Annotated in this window: 12 protein-coding genes; 1 reads left to right on the top strand and 11 read right to left on the bottom strand. The window is 70.9% G+C overall.

Annotation, left to right across the window (positions count from 1 at the left end):
• Positions 1-30 precede the first annotated feature (30 nt).
• The 6 genes from OG371_RS38155 to OG371_RS38130 form a co-directional block, all read right to left on the bottom strand.
• Positions 31-1,395, bottom strand: a complete 1,365-nt coding sequence (locus tag OG371_RS38155; RefSeq protein WP_329060993.1) for a beta-1,3-glucanase family protein — start codon at positions 1,393-1,395, stop codon at positions 31-33.
• 337 nt (positions 1,396-1,732) lie between these two features.
• Positions 1,733-2,578: a helix-turn-helix domain-containing protein gene (locus OG371_RS38150; RefSeq protein WP_329060991.1), complete on the bottom strand. Its 846-nt coding sequence runs from the start codon at positions 2,576-2,578 to the stop codon at positions 1,733-1,735.
• A gap of 122 nt (positions 2,579-2,700) precedes the next feature.
• On the bottom strand, positions 2,701-3,681 hold the full coding sequence (locus OG371_RS38145; protein WP_329060989.1) for a quinone oxidoreductase family protein: 981 nt from the start codon (positions 3,679-3,681) through the stop codon (positions 2,701-2,703).
• Between the two features lie 114 nt (positions 3,682-3,795).
• Positions 3,796-5,424: an APC family permease gene (locus OG371_RS38140; RefSeq protein WP_329060987.1), complete on the bottom strand. Its 1,629-nt coding sequence runs from the start codon at positions 5,422-5,424 to the stop codon at positions 3,796-3,798.
• A gap of 298 nt (positions 5,425-5,722) precedes the next feature.
• On the bottom strand, positions 5,723-6,751 hold the full coding sequence (locus tag OG371_RS38135; protein WP_329060985.1) for an LLM class flavin-dependent oxidoreductase: 1,029 nt from the start codon (positions 6,749-6,751) through the stop codon (positions 5,723-5,725).
• Positions 6,752-6,878: 127 nt separating this feature from the next.
• Complete coding sequence (locus OG371_RS38130) at positions 6,879-7,712, bottom strand: SAM-dependent methyltransferase (RefSeq protein ID WP_329060983.1); 834 nt, start codon at positions 7,710-7,712, stop codon at positions 6,879-6,881.
• Positions 7,713-7,913: 201 nt separating this feature from the next.
• Here OG371_RS38130 and OG371_RS38125 point away from each other — a divergent pair, with 201 nt between their 5' ends.
• Complete coding sequence (locus OG371_RS38125) at positions 7,914-9,437, top strand: catalase (RefSeq protein WP_329060981.1); 1,524 nt, start codon at positions 7,914-7,916, stop codon at positions 9,435-9,437.
• Between the two features lie 91 nt (positions 9,438-9,528).
• Here the strand turns inward: OG371_RS38125 and bla are convergent, their stop codons facing one another.
• The 5 genes from bla to OG371_RS38100 form a co-directional block, all read right to left on the bottom strand.
• Positions 9,529-10,434 carry a class A beta-lactamase gene (gene bla, locus OG371_RS38120; RefSeq protein ID WP_329060980.1) on the bottom strand — a complete coding sequence of 302 codons (906 nt, stop codon included), beginning with the start codon at positions 10,432-10,434 and terminating at the stop codon, positions 9,529-9,531.
• A 70-nt stretch (positions 10,435-10,504) separates the two neighbouring features.
• Positions 10,505-11,392: an amidohydrolase family protein gene (locus OG371_RS38115; protein ID WP_329060978.1), complete on the bottom strand. Its 888-nt coding sequence runs from the start codon at positions 11,390-11,392 to the stop codon at positions 10,505-10,507.
• Positions 11,389-12,405: an amidohydrolase family protein gene (locus OG371_RS38110; RefSeq protein ID WP_329060976.1), complete on the bottom strand. Its 1,017-nt coding sequence runs from the start codon at positions 12,403-12,405 to the stop codon at positions 11,389-11,391. Before OG371_RS38110 ends, OG371_RS38115 begins: the two co-directional genes overlap by 4 nt.
• On the bottom strand, positions 12,402-13,286 hold the full coding sequence (locus OG371_RS38105) for an NAD(P)-dependent oxidoreductase (RefSeq protein WP_329060973.1): 885 nt from the start codon (positions 13,284-13,286) through the stop codon (positions 12,402-12,404). Before OG371_RS38105 ends, OG371_RS38110 begins: the two co-directional genes overlap by 4 nt.
• Positions 13,283-14,644 (bottom strand): MFS transporter, encoded by a 1,362-nt coding sequence (locus OG371_RS38100; protein ID WP_329060971.1) that lies wholly within the window; start codon positions 14,642-14,644, stop codon positions 13,283-13,285. Before OG371_RS38100 ends, OG371_RS38105 begins: the two co-directional genes overlap by 4 nt.
• Positions 14,645-14,661 lie beyond the last annotated feature (17 nt).

The following is a 14,661-nucleotide window of genomic DNA, read 5'->3' as shown; positions in this document are numbered from 1 at the left end:
GTTCTAACCGTCACCAACACTCACGAGCCGTCACCAGCCGACAGCCACCTCCAGCCACTGCGGGTCAGCATGCGAGACGAACGAGGACTGGCCCGCCACGTCGTCGTACGGGAAGCCGTACGCGAGGTTGTTGATGCCGTGGTCGTGCCAGAACTTCGCGTAGTAGTTCGCCGGGGCGGCCTGGTAGAAGTTCGCCGGGTCCTGCTGCTGCGACTGCGGCAGCTGCGCGGTGTGCCGGTTCAGCGCCGCGCACAGGGCGGCGTTCTGGGCCAGCGAGCCGGCGCAACCGGTGACGTTCGACGTGGGCTCGTTCACCCCGACCGACTGGGCGTACGCGGTGAAGTAGTTCGCGTACTGGCCGCCCTGGCGGAAGTCCGGCGCGCTGCCCGGCGCCGGGATCCGGTACGGCGCGTTGACCGTGGCCAGCCCCTTGAACTCGGTCGGCACCTCGGCCTGGAACTTGGCGAAGGTGGCCGAGCGGTCCTCCTGGAAGGTCTGGTAGTCGTCACCCACCTGGGTGTCGAAGCCGTCGTGCGCGTGCAGCCGCATGGCCAGCTTCAGGCCGAACGCGTCCACCCGGGTGGTGTTGCCGTTGAACACGGCCGCGCCGACGGTGAACTCGATGAAGTCGGCGTACTGGCTGTTCGGGGCGCCGAGGTAGAAGTACATCCGGCCGGCCGAGTTGGCGGGCATGTCGATGTACGGCTGCTCGGCGATCGAGTGGGTCTGGCCGCCGAAGCTCCAGAACACCTGGCTGTCCGGGTACTTGCCGTTGGTCTGGTTGAGCACCTTGACCATCAGCACGTTCTGCGCCGCCGGGATGCTGCCGGTGTCACCCCAGAACGAGTCGGGCGGCGCGCCCCCGCTGGGGTTGGCCGGGCCGGTGCCGCCCCCGGTGCCGAACACCTGGAACTCGTACAGCGAGACGCCGTACGGAGTGGCCCGCGCGGTGGTGTAGAGCCGCACGTAACGACCGGTGCCGGTCACGTTCAGCGTCTGGGTGCCGCCGGTGCCGGTGGTCGTCTGGTACACAGTGGACCAGTCGGATCCGTTGCCGGACACCTGGATCTGGAACGCGGTGGCGTACGCGGCCTCCCAGCGCAGCGTCACCTGGCTGATCGTCGCCGGCCCGCCCAGATCCACCCGAATCCACTGTGGATCGCTGAACTGCGAGGACCAGCGGGTGCCGGTGTTCCCGTCCACCGCAGCGGAAGCGGGGGTGCCGGAGTTCTCGACCGACGACGCCGTGGCGGGCCGGCCTTGGGAGATCAGGGCATCCGCGGCGTGGGCCGTGGGGACGGCGAAGCCGAGCGCGGCGACCGCGAGGGCGGCCGCCAGTGTCGCCAAGCGTTTACCGGGACCGCGACGGCGCCGCGGCAGAGCAGGTGCGGGCATGGTTCCTCCCTGGCCGGGAAAGAGGGGCGGACCCGCCGCCGGTCAGGGGACGGCGTCGTCCGGCTCGTCCCCTGACCGCCGCCGGGCGACGAGCAGCCGGGACCGGGCGGGGACGTTCGCTGAAAAGGTTCATACCACCGCCGCAGCCTGTCAAGCCTTGACAGGATCCGGGCCGGAGGGCGATATTCGAAACGCTTCGCCCACCCTCTGCGTGGCGCCGCCACCCGCCCAGGGGCCGACTCACCTGGAGTCAGCCATGCCCTGCGGCACCCCTCGTGCCCGGCCCGTGACCGCGTTGGTCACCGCCGTGTTGGTCACCGCTGTCCGCCGGCTGATCTCAACCGTCTACAAAGGACGCCGAACCGAGCCGCAGCACCGCGGCCTCCCCGTCCGTGCCCGGTTCGGCGGTGTACAGCGTGAGGAACTGGTCCGCGTCGTCCAGCACGCCGAGCAGCTCGTACGCCAGGGTGAACTCCCCGGCCGCCGGATGCCGGAACGCCTTGGCGCCGAAGGTGTGCTGGTGCACGTCGTGTCCGCCCCACCAGGCGCGGAAGTCCCCGTCGGCCGCCGAAAGGTCCGCGACCAGCTCGGCCAGCAGCGGGTCGCCGGGATGGCGGCCCGCGTAGAGGCGCAGGTGCGCGACGGCCTGCGCCGCGCCGGTCGCCCAGTCCACCATGACCTCCCGCGCGGCCGGGTCGGTGAACAGGAACCGCAGCATGTTCCGCGCCGGGCCGGGCAGCGCCTCCCAGTCCGTGTACAGCGCGCGGGCCGCCCGGTTCGCGGCGAGCACGTCCATCCGGCGGCCGAGCACCATCGCCGGGAACGGCTCGTGGGCCGCGAGAATCCGGTGCACCGAAGGCCGCACCCGTTGCGGCGGCACGGAGCGCCGGGCCGGGCGGGCACTGCCGGGCCGCGCGAGCGCGAACAGGTGCGCCCGCTCCGTGGCGTTCAAGCGCAGCGCCCGCGCCACCGCGTCGAGCACCGAGTCCGACGGGTTGCCGCGGCGGCCGCGCTCCATGCGCACGTAGTAGTCCACGTTCACCCCGGCCAGCCGCGCGACCTCCTCGCGCCGCAGGCCGGGCACGCGGCGGACGCCGTCGCCCGGTCCCAGCCCGGCCTCGGCCGGGGTCACCCGGGCGCGGCGCGAGCGCAGGAACTCGCCCAGCTCCTCTTCCCGCTCCATGCCCCGACTCTAGTGCCGCACGACCCGGCGTTGGGCAAGTAACAGCTCGTGAGTGTTCAGGACGGTCAGAACCGGCCTGAACACTCACGAGTCCCTGGGCCGCGCTGCTCGCCGGACCCGGTTCAGGGCGCGGTGAGCACCAGCCGCCCGGTGACCTCGCGGGCGTCCATCCGCCGGTGGGCCTCCCGCGCCTCGGCGAACGGCAGCGTCGTCACCGGCAGCTTGATCTTCCCCTCGGTGTACAGCGGCAGCACCGCCTGCGCCGCGGCCACGGCCGGCGTGGTGTCGGCGGCCAGGTAACCACCGACGTTGAACCCGACGACGCCGATGTTTCCGCCCCACACCACGTTCGAGTCGACCGCAGCACCCGGCTGGCCGCCGGCGTTGCCGACCGCGAGCAGCCGGCCCATCGGGGCGAGCAGGCGGAGGGAGGCCAGCCGCAGATCGCCGCCCACCGGGTCGACGATCACCGCGAAACGCTTGTCGCCCAACGCTTCGGCGATGTCGCCGGCGAGCACGACCTGGTCGAAGCCCAGCGCGAGCGCCGCGTCGACCTGTTCGGCCCGCCGCACGGTGCCGACCACCTCGGTCGCGCCGAGCAGCCGCGCGACCTCGGGGTACACCGACGACAGCCCGCCGAGCGCTCCGTGTACCAGCACCTTGCCCCCGGACGGCGGCCGCACCGCCTCGGTAAGGGAAAGGTAGGCGGTCACGGTGTTCGCGAACCCGGCCACGGCCTGTTCGCGGCTCACCCCGGTGCCCGCCAGCGGCACCACCAGATCGGCCGGGGCGACGGTGACCTCGGCGTACCCGCCCATGCCCGGCAGGGTCAGCGTCGCCACCTCGTCGCCGACGGCGAAACGGTCCACGCCCGGGCCGACGGCGCGGACGGTGCCCGCCACCTCGAGCCCAGGAACCAGCGGCGGCTTCGGCGAGTAGTCGTACTCGGCCAGCTCGCCGCGGCGGATGATCGCGTCGACCAGCCCGACGGCCGAGTGCGACACGGTGATGCTCACCGCGCCGGGGCCCGGGGCCGGCTCCGGCAGCTCCTGCTGCTCGAGGACCCCGGGCTCGCCGTACGCGGTGATGGAGATGGCCTTCATGGTGCGTTCCTCCTGGTGTGCCTTGCTCCTGCACAGCCGAGGTTAACGACGGGACACGCACCGTTCCCCGCCCAGAGGGGACCTGCCAGGCCCCCTCCGGACGGGAATTCCGGCTCAGCTGGAGGTGACGCCACCCTCCTCGGCCGTGCCCTGCGACAGCGCCAGCTCGAGCGCCTCGCTCTCCACGGCGGCCTTCACCTTCTCGCTGTCCATGGCGAGGCTGACGGCCCAGTAGAAGATGCCCAGGCTGAACACGATCACCACGAGCAGGTCGATCCACTCCGGCAGCGCGTTGATGTTGCCGGACTCGCCGTAGCGGCCGAGCCAGCCGATCACCACGAGGCCGATCAGCCACGGGACCACCCACATGGCCGCCTTCCACTCCACCGGCGGGCGGCTGAGCTTCGGGGTGCTCGCCCGGGCGATGAGGAACAGCACGAAGCCGATCACGATGGCGATCATGATCTTCCAGGTGACGTCGAAGCCGCCCCAGTAGATGATCAGGTCCGCCGCGCAGAACCCGGCCGGGGCCAGCACGTTCGGCATCGGCGCGCGGTACGGGCGGGCGCGGTCCGGGTCGCGCTTGCGCAGCGCGATCATCGAGACCGGCGCGAACGCGTACATCAGCGCCGTCGCCGAAGTGATCACGCTGACCAGCGACTGCCAGCTCGGGAACGGCAGGAAGGCGATCTCGCCGACCACGAACGACAGCACGATCGACCAGACCGGCACCCCGCGCACGTTCAGTTTGGCCAGGCCCTTCGGCAGGGCCCGCTCGCGGCCCATCGCGTAGGAGATACGCGCGGACGTGCCGAGGTACAGCATGCCGGTGCCCGCGGGCGAGACGAACGCGTCCGCGTAGAGCACATAGGACAGCCAGCCCGCGCCGGCCAGCGTCGCGAGTGTCGCGTAAGGACCGAACGAGCCCTGCGTGATCGGGTCGGCCCAGCCCTTCACCAGCGACGCCGGGTCGAGCGCGCCGATGAACGCGACTTCCAGCAGCAGGTAGACGATCGTGCCGATGACCATCGCGACGATGATGGCGCGCGAAAGGTCCTTCTGCGGGTCCTTCGCCTCACCACCGACTTGGACCGCCTGTTCGAAGCCCTGCAACGCGAACACCACGCCGACCGGCAGCGCGGCGAAGATGCCGTGCGCGCCGTACGGGGCGAAGCCGCCGCCCGCGGTGAAGTTGCCCGGGTGGAACCGCAGCGACAGCAGCACCACCACGGTCAGCAGCGGCACCGCGACCTTCCAGACCACCGTCGCGCCGTTGCTCTCGGACAGCAGTTTCACGCCGACCAGGTTGATCAGGGTGAAGATCGCCATCAGCAGCGTCGCCCAGGCGAAGCCGCTCCCGGTGAGCGTGCCGGCCGGGCTCAGCAGGTTCAGGTGATCCTTGACCCAGCCGATGTTGTCCAGGTACTCCAGGCTCGCCTCGACCTCGACGGGCGCCAGCGCGACCGCCTGCAGCCAGGCCACCCAGCCGCCGAAGAACCCGCCGAGCACGCCGTAGGCCAGCGCGGGGTAGCGCGCCGTGCCCCCCGCGACCGGGTAGGCGGCGCCGAGCTCGGCGTGCACCAGGGCGAGGGTGGCCATGATGACCGCCGTCAGCACCCACGAAACCAGCGACGCCGGGCCCGCCACCTTGGCGGCCTTCAACGCGCCGAGCAGCCAGCCCGAGCCGATGATCGAGCCGAGTGAAACGAACATCAGGCCGTAGAAGCCCACTGATCTGCGCATCCGCGGTGAAGACGCGTCCGAACTGGCCGTCTGAACCGGTTTAACCATTAAACGCCTCGATCCCGAACTCGAGAATTTTGTCCGATTGATTTGCGCGAATACCCGCTTACCCTGCCATCGGGCAAGCACCTGAACGAGTTATTGGCGCAATCACAACGCGTCATCATGGAGCACCGGCCCGGAAATCGGAACCGCCACGCTGTTACAGGTGAGTTTCATTCAGCGAAAACGGAAAACCGGGGAAAAACCGACATAGTCGGCTTTTGGTTCACGCGCGGACAGACTCCTCGGGCCGGGCTCAGCCGGCCGCGCGCCAGCCGAGGGCCGGGCCGAGTTTCGTGGCGATGTCGGTGAGGATCTGCACGTAGTCCTCGTGGTCGAAGGTGAACGGCAGCGCGAAGGCGACCTCGTTGATCTCCCGGAACGCCACGTGCGCGTACAGCCGTTCGGCGATCTCCGCGGACGTGCCGACCAGGTCGGGCGCGAACAGCATCCGCGCCGGTCCCTGCGGCGCGCGGGTGCGCGGAGTGCGCTGCTCCGCGTAAGCCTCGTATTTGGCGCGCTGCGCGAGAGTCGCGCTGTCGGTCGGAATCACCACGAGTCCCTGCGAAACCCGCGCGTTCTCGCCGTCGGGATGAGAAGCGCGGAAGGCGCGCACCAGGGAAAGCTGGATTTCCGCGAAGTCGACGGTGTCCCCGGGTTCTTCCGCGCGGACAACACTGCTGGTCAGGAAGTTCATCCCATGCTCGCCGGCCCAGTGCGCCGAGCGCACGCTGGCACCGCCGTACCACATCCGGCTGCCGAGCCCGGGCGAATGCGGCTGGACGTGGTCGGAGTACACCTCGATGCCCTCGACCCCGCTGAAGCCGGTGGCCGGCTTGCCGCGCACGTGGTCCAGCAGCCGCACGACGCGCCCGTAGCCGAAGTCCTCCGCGTCGGCGGTGTCCGGGTACAGCGCGTCCTTGAGCTGGTCGAAGTGCCGCGGCGGGCCGACGCTCAGGCCCGGGTTGAGCCGTCCGCCGGACAGGATGTCGACCGTGGCGAGGTCTTCGGCCAGCCGCAGCGGGTTCTCCCAGCCCAGCGGGATCACCGCGGTGCCCAGCTCGATCCGGCTGGTCCGCTGACTGGCCGCGGCCAGCACCGCGACCGGCGAGGAGATGCCGAACTGGAGGTGCCGGTGCCGCAGCCACGCGCTGTCGAACCCGAGCCGCTCCCCCAGCTCGATGATCTCCAGCGTCGACTCGTGCCCGCGCCGCGGGTCGGCCTCGTCGAACAGCCCGATGGTCAGGAAGCCCAGCTTCCGCAACGGCTCCGAGCGCAACGGCACGGCGGCTCCTCCTCGTCCGGGGCGGCCGGGCGACCTGTAAAACAGGAGTCACCCGGACCGCTCAGCCCGAACCTAGCCAGCGCGAGAGGAGGCCCGCCACCGTTTCACCTGACGGGACGAGCGCCGCTCAGGCCTTGAGGCCGACCCCGCCGGCGATGCACTCCTGCACCTGGTTCAGCGGGGTGTAGCGCGGGCCGTCCGGCCACCAGTCCTCGCACAGCACCAGACCCGGGTCGACCAGCTCGGTGCCGCCGAACATGGTGCGGATCTGGTCCCAGGTGCGGAACACGCCGCTGCCCATCGGGCTGTGCGTGAACTTCTCCTCCATCCGCCGCGCGATCTCGCTGTGCTCGGGGGTCTGCGGGTCGAGGAAGTGCGCGACCACGACGAACGAGCCCGAGGACAGCGCGTCGGTGTACGTCGCCATCAGGTCGGCGTAGTCGGCGCCGAGGTAGTGGTGCAGGGTGCCGTTCTGGATCAGCGCGATCGGCTGGTCCCAGTCCAGGAACTCCCGCACAGTGGAGTTTTCCAGCACCTGCTTCGCGTCGAAGATGTCCGCCTCGACGAACCGGGTCTGCGGGTTCTCCTCGAGCAGCGCGCGGCCGTGCGCGAGCACCACCGGGTCGTTGTCGACGTAGAGCACGCGGGCCTCGGGCTGCAGCCGCTGCACGACCTGGTGGGTGTTCTCCGCGGTCGGCAGGCCCGAGCCGCAGTCGAGGTACTGCGTGACCTTGCCCTGGGTGGCCAGGAACCGGCAGGCGCGGACCAGGAAGTTCCGGTTGGCCCAGGCCAGGTCGGCCACCTCGGGCGCGACGGTGGCGACCTGGCGCAGGACCTCGCGGTCGATCTCGTAGTTGTTCGTGCCGTTGAGCGCCGCGTCGTAGACCCGGGCGATGCTGGCCCGGGTGATGTCGACGCCGACGGGGTTCGAACTCGGCGATTCCTGCACGGGGTCGGGCATCTTCGAAGCTCACCTCAGCATCAGTCGTACCTTCTGGGCCACTCAGCGTAGTGGTTCACCCGCCGACGGACACCACCGGTCGGAACAATCCGGACCACTCCGAAGACTGAACAGCCCCTGGTGTGAACACCGCTGCGGCGGGTACCCGGTCACCACCTGAACGCACTGCGCGTAACCACACGACCACGAGGAGACGACGAGGTGACCGATAACCAGTACCAGCCGACGACGACAGACGCCGGTATCCCGGTGGAGAGCGACGAGCACTCGCTCACCGTCGGCCCGGACGGCCCCATCCTGCTGCAGGACCACTACCTGATCGAGCAGATGGCGCAGTTCAATCGCGAGCGCGTGCCGGAGCGGCAGCCGCACGCCAAGGGCAGCGGCGCGTTCGGCCGGTTCGAGGTGACCGGCGACGTCAGCGGCCTCACGAAAGCGGCGGTGTTCCAGCCGGGCGCGAAGACGGAAATGGTGGCGCGGTTCTCCACCGTCGCCGGTGAGCGGGGCAGCCCCGACACCTGGCGCGACCCGCGCGGCTTCGCGCTGAAGTTCTACACCACCGAGGGCGTCTACGACCTGGTCGGCAACAACACCCCGGTGTTCTTCGTGAAGGACCCGATGAAGTTCCAGCACTTCATCCGCTCGCAGAAGCGCCGCGCCGACAACAACCTGCGCGACCACGACATGCAGTGGGACTTCTGGACGCTGTCGCCCGAGTCGGCGCACCAGGTGACCTGGCTGATGGGCGACCGCGGCATCCCGCGCACCTGGCGCCACATGAACGGCTACAGCTCCCACACCTATCTGTGGGTCAACGCCGCCGGCGAGCGGCACTGGGTCAAGTACCACTTCAAGACCGACCAGGGCGTCGAGTTCTTCACCCAGCACGAGGGCGACCAGATGGCCGCCGCCGACACCGACTACCACACCCGGGACCTGTTCGAGGCGATCGAGCGCGGCGACCACCCGAGCTGGACGCTGCACGTCCAGGTCATGCCCTTCGACGACGCCAAGACGTACCGGTTCAATCCGTTCGACCTGACGAAGGTCTGGCCGCACGGGGACTACCCGCTGGTCGAGGTCGGCCGGATGACGCTGGACCGCAACCCGACCGACCACCACGCGGAGATCGAGCAGGCCGCGTTCGAACCGAACAACCTGGTGCCCGGGATCGGCCCGAGCCCAGACCGCATGCTGCTGGGCCGGCTGTTCGCCTACGCCGACGCGCATCGCCACCGCATCGGCGCGAACTACCGGCAGCTGCCGGTCAACGCGTCCACCTCGCCGGTGCACAGTTACAGCAAAGACGGCGCGATGCGCTTCGCCAAGGTCTCCGACCCGGTGTACGCGCCGAACTCCAAGGGCGGCCCGCGGGCGGACACCGAGCGCTACGGCGCGCCCGCGAGCTGGCACGCCGACGGCGAGATCGTCCGCACCGCCTACGTCGACCACGCCGAGGACGACGACTGGGGTCAGGCCGGCACGATGGTCCGCGACGTGCTCGACGACGACGCCCGGGAGCGCCTGGTCGACAACATCGTCGGCCACCTGCTCAACGGGGTGTCCGAGCCGGTCCTCCGGCGTGCCTTCGAATACTGGCGCAACGTCGACAAGGATCTCGGCGACCGCGTCGAGTCGGGCGTCCGTGCGAAGGCGGACCAGAAGGACCCGAAGGCGGACGAGCAGGGCAACCCGGCTCGTTCCGCCATGCAGCGCAAGGCCTGACCGCCGCGCTCGCGCGCCCCGCTGCCCGCCCGTCGTCCACTGTGGACGACGGGCGGCGGCACTCACCCGGCGCGGGCTCCCGTCCCCCCGCTCAGCTGAAAGCCTTCGCCACGATCCGCGTCGCCTCGGCGATGGTCGCCGGGCCGGCGGTGGACTTCGGGTCGGCCGGGGCGGTGTAGACGGCGATCACCCACGGCGCGCGGCCGGTCGGCCAGACCACGGCAACGTCGTTGCTCTCCCCGTGCGAGCCGGAGCCGGTCTTGTCGGCCACGCGCCAGCCGGCCGGCACGCCCGCGCGCACCTGCTTGCCGCCGGTGGTGTTGGCGGCCATCCAGCCGGTGAGCCGGTCGCGGCCGGCCGGGTCGAGGCCGTTGCCCAGCACCAGCGCGCGCAGGTCGGCCACCATCCGGGCGGGGGTGGTGGTGTCGCGCTCGTCGCCGGGGGCGCCGACGTTGAGGTCCGGCTCCAGCCGGTCCAGCCGGGTGTCTGGATCGCCGAGGGTGCGGACGAACGCGGTCACCGCGGCCGGGCCGCCGACCTGCCCGACGATCAGGTTCGCCGCCGTGTTGTCGCTGACGGTGATCGCCGCCTCGCAGATGGCCGCGCCCGTCATCCCGTCCGCCACGTGCAGCGAGGTCACCGGCGAGTACGTGACCAGCTGGGACTTGTCGTAGTGGATCACCTTGTCCAAGGCGTCGGTGTGCCCGTGCAGCAGCGCCGAGACGGCCAGCACCTTGTGCGTCGAGCACAGCAGGAACCGCTCGTCCGCGCGGTACCCGGCCGTGGCGCCGGTCCCGGTGTCCACTGCGGACACACCGATCCGGCCGCCGAACTTCTGCTCCAGCGCGGCCAGCTCCGGCTGCACCGACGGCTTTGGCACTGCCGACGACGAGGACGGCGGCGAGGAGACCGCCGTCTTACCCGCACAGCCCGCGGCCACCAGTCCCAGCCCGGCCGCCAGCGCTCCGCGCCGGGACAGCATTCCCCTGCTCACCATCACACCTCTTCGTCTTTTCGATCTTGCCCTCACCGACAACGACGTCCGGGCCGCGAAGGGGTTGCCCGGCTCAGCCGCCCCAGTACAGCCGTGTGGGATTGGCCACCAGCAGCCGTTGCTGCGCCTCGGGGGTCGGCGCGACGCGCGGGACGAAGTCGACCAGCGCGCCGTCGTCCGGCATGTGGCTCTTCAGGTTCGGGTGCGGCCAGTCGGTGCCCCACAGCACGCGGTCGCCGAACTCCGCCACCAGCGCGCGGCCGAACGGCACGACGTCGTCGTACGGCGGGCCCGCCGCGGTGAGCCGGTCGGGGCAGGTGACCTTCACCCAGAACTGCGGGTGCTCGCGCAGCAGCGTCCGGAACCGCTCGAAGTCCGGCCCGTCCACCGGCTTGCCCACGTCCGGCCGGCCCATGTGGTCGACGACCACGGGCAGCGGCAGCGAGGTGAAGAAGTCCCAGCGGTCGGCCAGGTCCGCGGCCTCGAAGTAGACGACCAGGTGCCAGCCCAGCGGCGCGATCCGGGCGACCAGCTCGTGGTAGTGCCGGTCCAGCTTCGGGTCGACGAGCCGCCGGACGAAGTTCAGCCGGATCCCGCGCACGCCGGCCGCGTGCAGCCGGGCCAGCTCCTCGTCGGGCTCGTCGCCGCGGATGGTCGCGATGCCGCGCGCCCGGTCGCCGGCCGCTTCGAGCGCGTCGACCAGTGCGCTGTTGTCGGCGCCGTGGCAGGTGGCCTGCACGATCACGCTGCGGGTGATGCCGAGGTGCTCGTGCAGCGCGGCGAGCTGCTCCTTGCTCGCGTCCGTCGGCGTGTACTTGCGCTCGGGCGCGTACGGGAACACCGCGCCCGGCCCGAACACGTGACAGTGCACGTCGACCGTGCCCGGCGGCAGGGTGAACGACGGCTTCGACGGCGCCGGGTCGAAGGAGAGCCAGCCCGGGTCGGTCTCGAACGCGGTCACAGTCCCCTCGCCCTCAGCGCCCGGTCGAGGCGCGGGTAGACCCGGCGGGCATTGCCCTCGAACACCTTCGCACTGTCCTCTTCGGACAATCCGAGGGCGTCGACGTATCGCCGGGTGTCGTCGAAGTGGTGCCCGGTGCGCGAGTCGATCCCACGCACCGCGCCGAGCGTCTCCGAGCCGAACAGGATGCTGCCGGTGCCGATCACCTCGAACAGCAGGTTGATGCCCGGCTGGTGGTACACGCAGGTGTCGAAGAAGACGTTCGGCAGCACGCCCTGGTCCGGCTCCAGCCGCCCGAGCATGTCGGCCAGCCCGCGGTACCGGCCCCAGTGGTACGGCACCGCTCCCCCGCCGTGCGGGATCACGAACCGCAGGCCGGGGAAGTCGGTGAACAGGTCGGCCTGCAGGAATTGCATGAACGCCGTGGTGTCGGCGTTGAGGTAGTGCGCGCCGGTGGCGTGGAAGCTCGGGTTCACCGACGCCGAGACGTGCACCATGGCCGGCACGTCCAGCTCGCTCATGGCCTCGTACAACGGGTACCAGCTGCGGTCGGTCAGCGGCGGCCCGGTCCAGTGCCCGCCGCTGGGGTCGGGGTTGAGGTTGCAGCCGACGAAGCCCAGCTCCTCGACGCAGCGCCGCAGCTCGCCGACGGAGTGCCCGATCGGCACGCCGGGCGACTGCGGGAGCTGGCAGACCCCGGCGAACTTGTCCGGGTACAGCCGCGTGACGCGGTGGACCAGGTCGTTGCACGCCCTCGTCCACTCCGCGCTGACCGTCTCGTCGCCGAAGTGGTGGGCCATCGCGGAGGCGCGCGGCGAGAACACCGTGAGGTCGATGCCGCGCTCGGCCATCAGGTCCAGCTGCCCCTGCACGGATTCGCGGACCTCGTCGTCGCTGATCACGGGGTACCGCGGGGTGGCCGTGCCCGCGCCGAAGGCGGCGAGCTGCCCGTCCCGCCAGGCCGTGTGCGCTGCCGGGACGGTGGTGTAGTGGCCGTGACAATCGATGATCACTCGGGCGTGCCTTTCCGTTCTGCAGCGGGCAATAGCGCGCGGATCGCGTCCAGCAGCGGCGCCAGGTCCTGGCCGAGGTCCGCGGGCCGGTGCGCCGCGGCCCAGTCCTGGCGGCGCGCGATCGCCTCCGCCATCACCGGCTCGATCCCGGCGCCCGCGACCGTCACCGCGGCTTCGCGCAGTTCCTCGGCGCGGCGGACACCGTGCTCCAGCGAGCGGGAAATCATGTACGCGGCGAGCTTTTCCCAGTCGTCCGAGGGCAGCAGGTTGGACAGCGAGGCGAGCACCTGTCCCTCCACGCCCCACTCGCGTGCCGTGAGCATGGACTCGGCCAGCAGCGCCTCGACGCCCTTGATCATCACCGAGCGGCACAGCTTGGTCGCCGACGCGGGCCCGACGACGTCGGCGTACACCTCCAGCCCGGTGAAGCCGAGCGGCCGGGCGAACTCCGCGAACGCGCTCGCGTGCGGACCGCCCAGCAGCATCGGCGCGGCCAGCCGTTTCGGCGAGATCGGCGACATCACCGCCGCCTCGACGTAGCGTCCGCCCGCGGCTTCGATCACCTCGGCCGCGGCCTGTTTTTGGCCGGGCGCGGCGGAATTCAGGTCGACGTACCAGCAGCCGTCCGGCAGTCCTGCCGCTACCGAACGGGCGGCCACCAAGTCGTTCGCCGCGGTCACCGCGCTGATCACCAGGTTCACCCCGCGTACGGCCGTCAGTGCGTCCGAAGTGGACGGAAGGCCGAACCGCCGGGCGTTACGGGCAGCCGCGCTCGTCTCGTCCGCGAAAGCCGTGTCCCACGCCGAAAGCCGGGCGCCGGCCAGGTCTTCGGCGAGCACCGCGCCGACCTCACCGAGGCCCAGCAGCGCGACGGCGGTCATGCCCGGGCCGCCTCGGGAACGGGCTGCCCGGCCAGGTCGACGTCCTTGGTCTCCGGGCCGAGCAGCGAGCCCACCAGCACCAGCGCGCCGCCGAGGACCAGCAGGGCCGCGGCGGTGAACCCGGACGGCATCAGGTGTTCCAGCCAGCCCTGGTAATAGGCGTAGAACGAGGTCAGGATCAGCGGCATGCTGTAACCCAGCCCGAACCCGCTGCCCCGCACGGCCGGCGGGAAGCGCTCGCACAGATAGGAAGGCGTCACGGCGAACGTGCTGCCGCCGCTGAGCCGGATCACCAGGGTCAGCAGCAGCACCGCGCCGAAGCCGGACCACCAGCCGAGGCTGATCGTCGCGAACGCGGCGGCGCAGACCACGCCGATGCCCACCCCCGACCAGGCCAGGAACTTGCGCCGGCCGATCTTCTCCGACAGCAGCCCGATGTACGGGAACAGCACGGAGTGGATGGCCTGCACGATCACCAGCGCGGCCGTCACCTGCGTCGCCGACACGTGCGCCTGGTACTGCAACGCACTCGGCAGCAGGCCGGAGGCGAGGTTGGAGGCGAACCAGATGCCGCTCATGATCACGAACACCTGGATGAACTGGCGGCGCGACGAGCCGATCAGCACGTCACGGATCGGCGTGCGCGATTTCGGCGCCGCCTTCCAGGTCTCGGACTCCTCGACCGTGCGCGAGTAGTACAGGCAGAACACCAGGCACAGCAAGGCGCCCACGAGGAACGGCACGCGCCAGCCCCACACGGAGTAGGCCGACTCCGGGCCGCCGGACGGCGCGATCCGCAGCATCACGAACGTCACCAAGGCGATCGCGCAGTACGACAGCGGGAAGCCCATGCCGACCAGCCCGCCGTACCAGCCGCGGCGCCCGGCCGGCGCCGCCTCCATCGCCAGAGGGGTCGCGCCGGTGTACTCGCCGCCGAGGAAAACCCCGTCCACCAGGCGCAGCACCACCATCAGCACCACGCCGAGCAGGCCGACGGCCGAGTAGCCGGGCAGCAGCGCGATCGCGAGTGTGCAGACGCCGCAGCCGGTGATCGACCACAGCGTCACGCGGCGGCGGCCCACCTTGTCGGCGAGCCGGCCGAAGATCATCGAGCCGAGCGGGCGGCCCAGCAGCGTGGCCACGAAGATCAGCGAGGTGATCACGGCGCGGCTGCCGGTGGACACCGACGGGGGCAGGAAGTAGTTCATCGCCGGCGTCAGCGCCACCACGGGCAGGTAGACGTCGAACATGTCGACGAAGAAGCCGAAGGAGGCGCCCACCACAGCGCGGCGGGTGGTCAGGGTGGTCGCCTGGGCTTCGGGCGGTGTCGGGGCCGGTCCGGGCATCTTCGTGATCATCTCCTCCTCGTCCCGGC

Source organism: Amycolatopsis sp. NBC_01480 (genome assembly GCF_036227205.1).
Taxonomy (GTDB): Bacteria; Actinomycetota; Actinomycetes; order Mycobacteriales; family Pseudonocardiaceae; genus Amycolatopsis.
The sequence above is the reverse complement of the archived record's forward strand: the minus strand, read 5'-3'. Positions and strand labels throughout refer to the sequence as shown.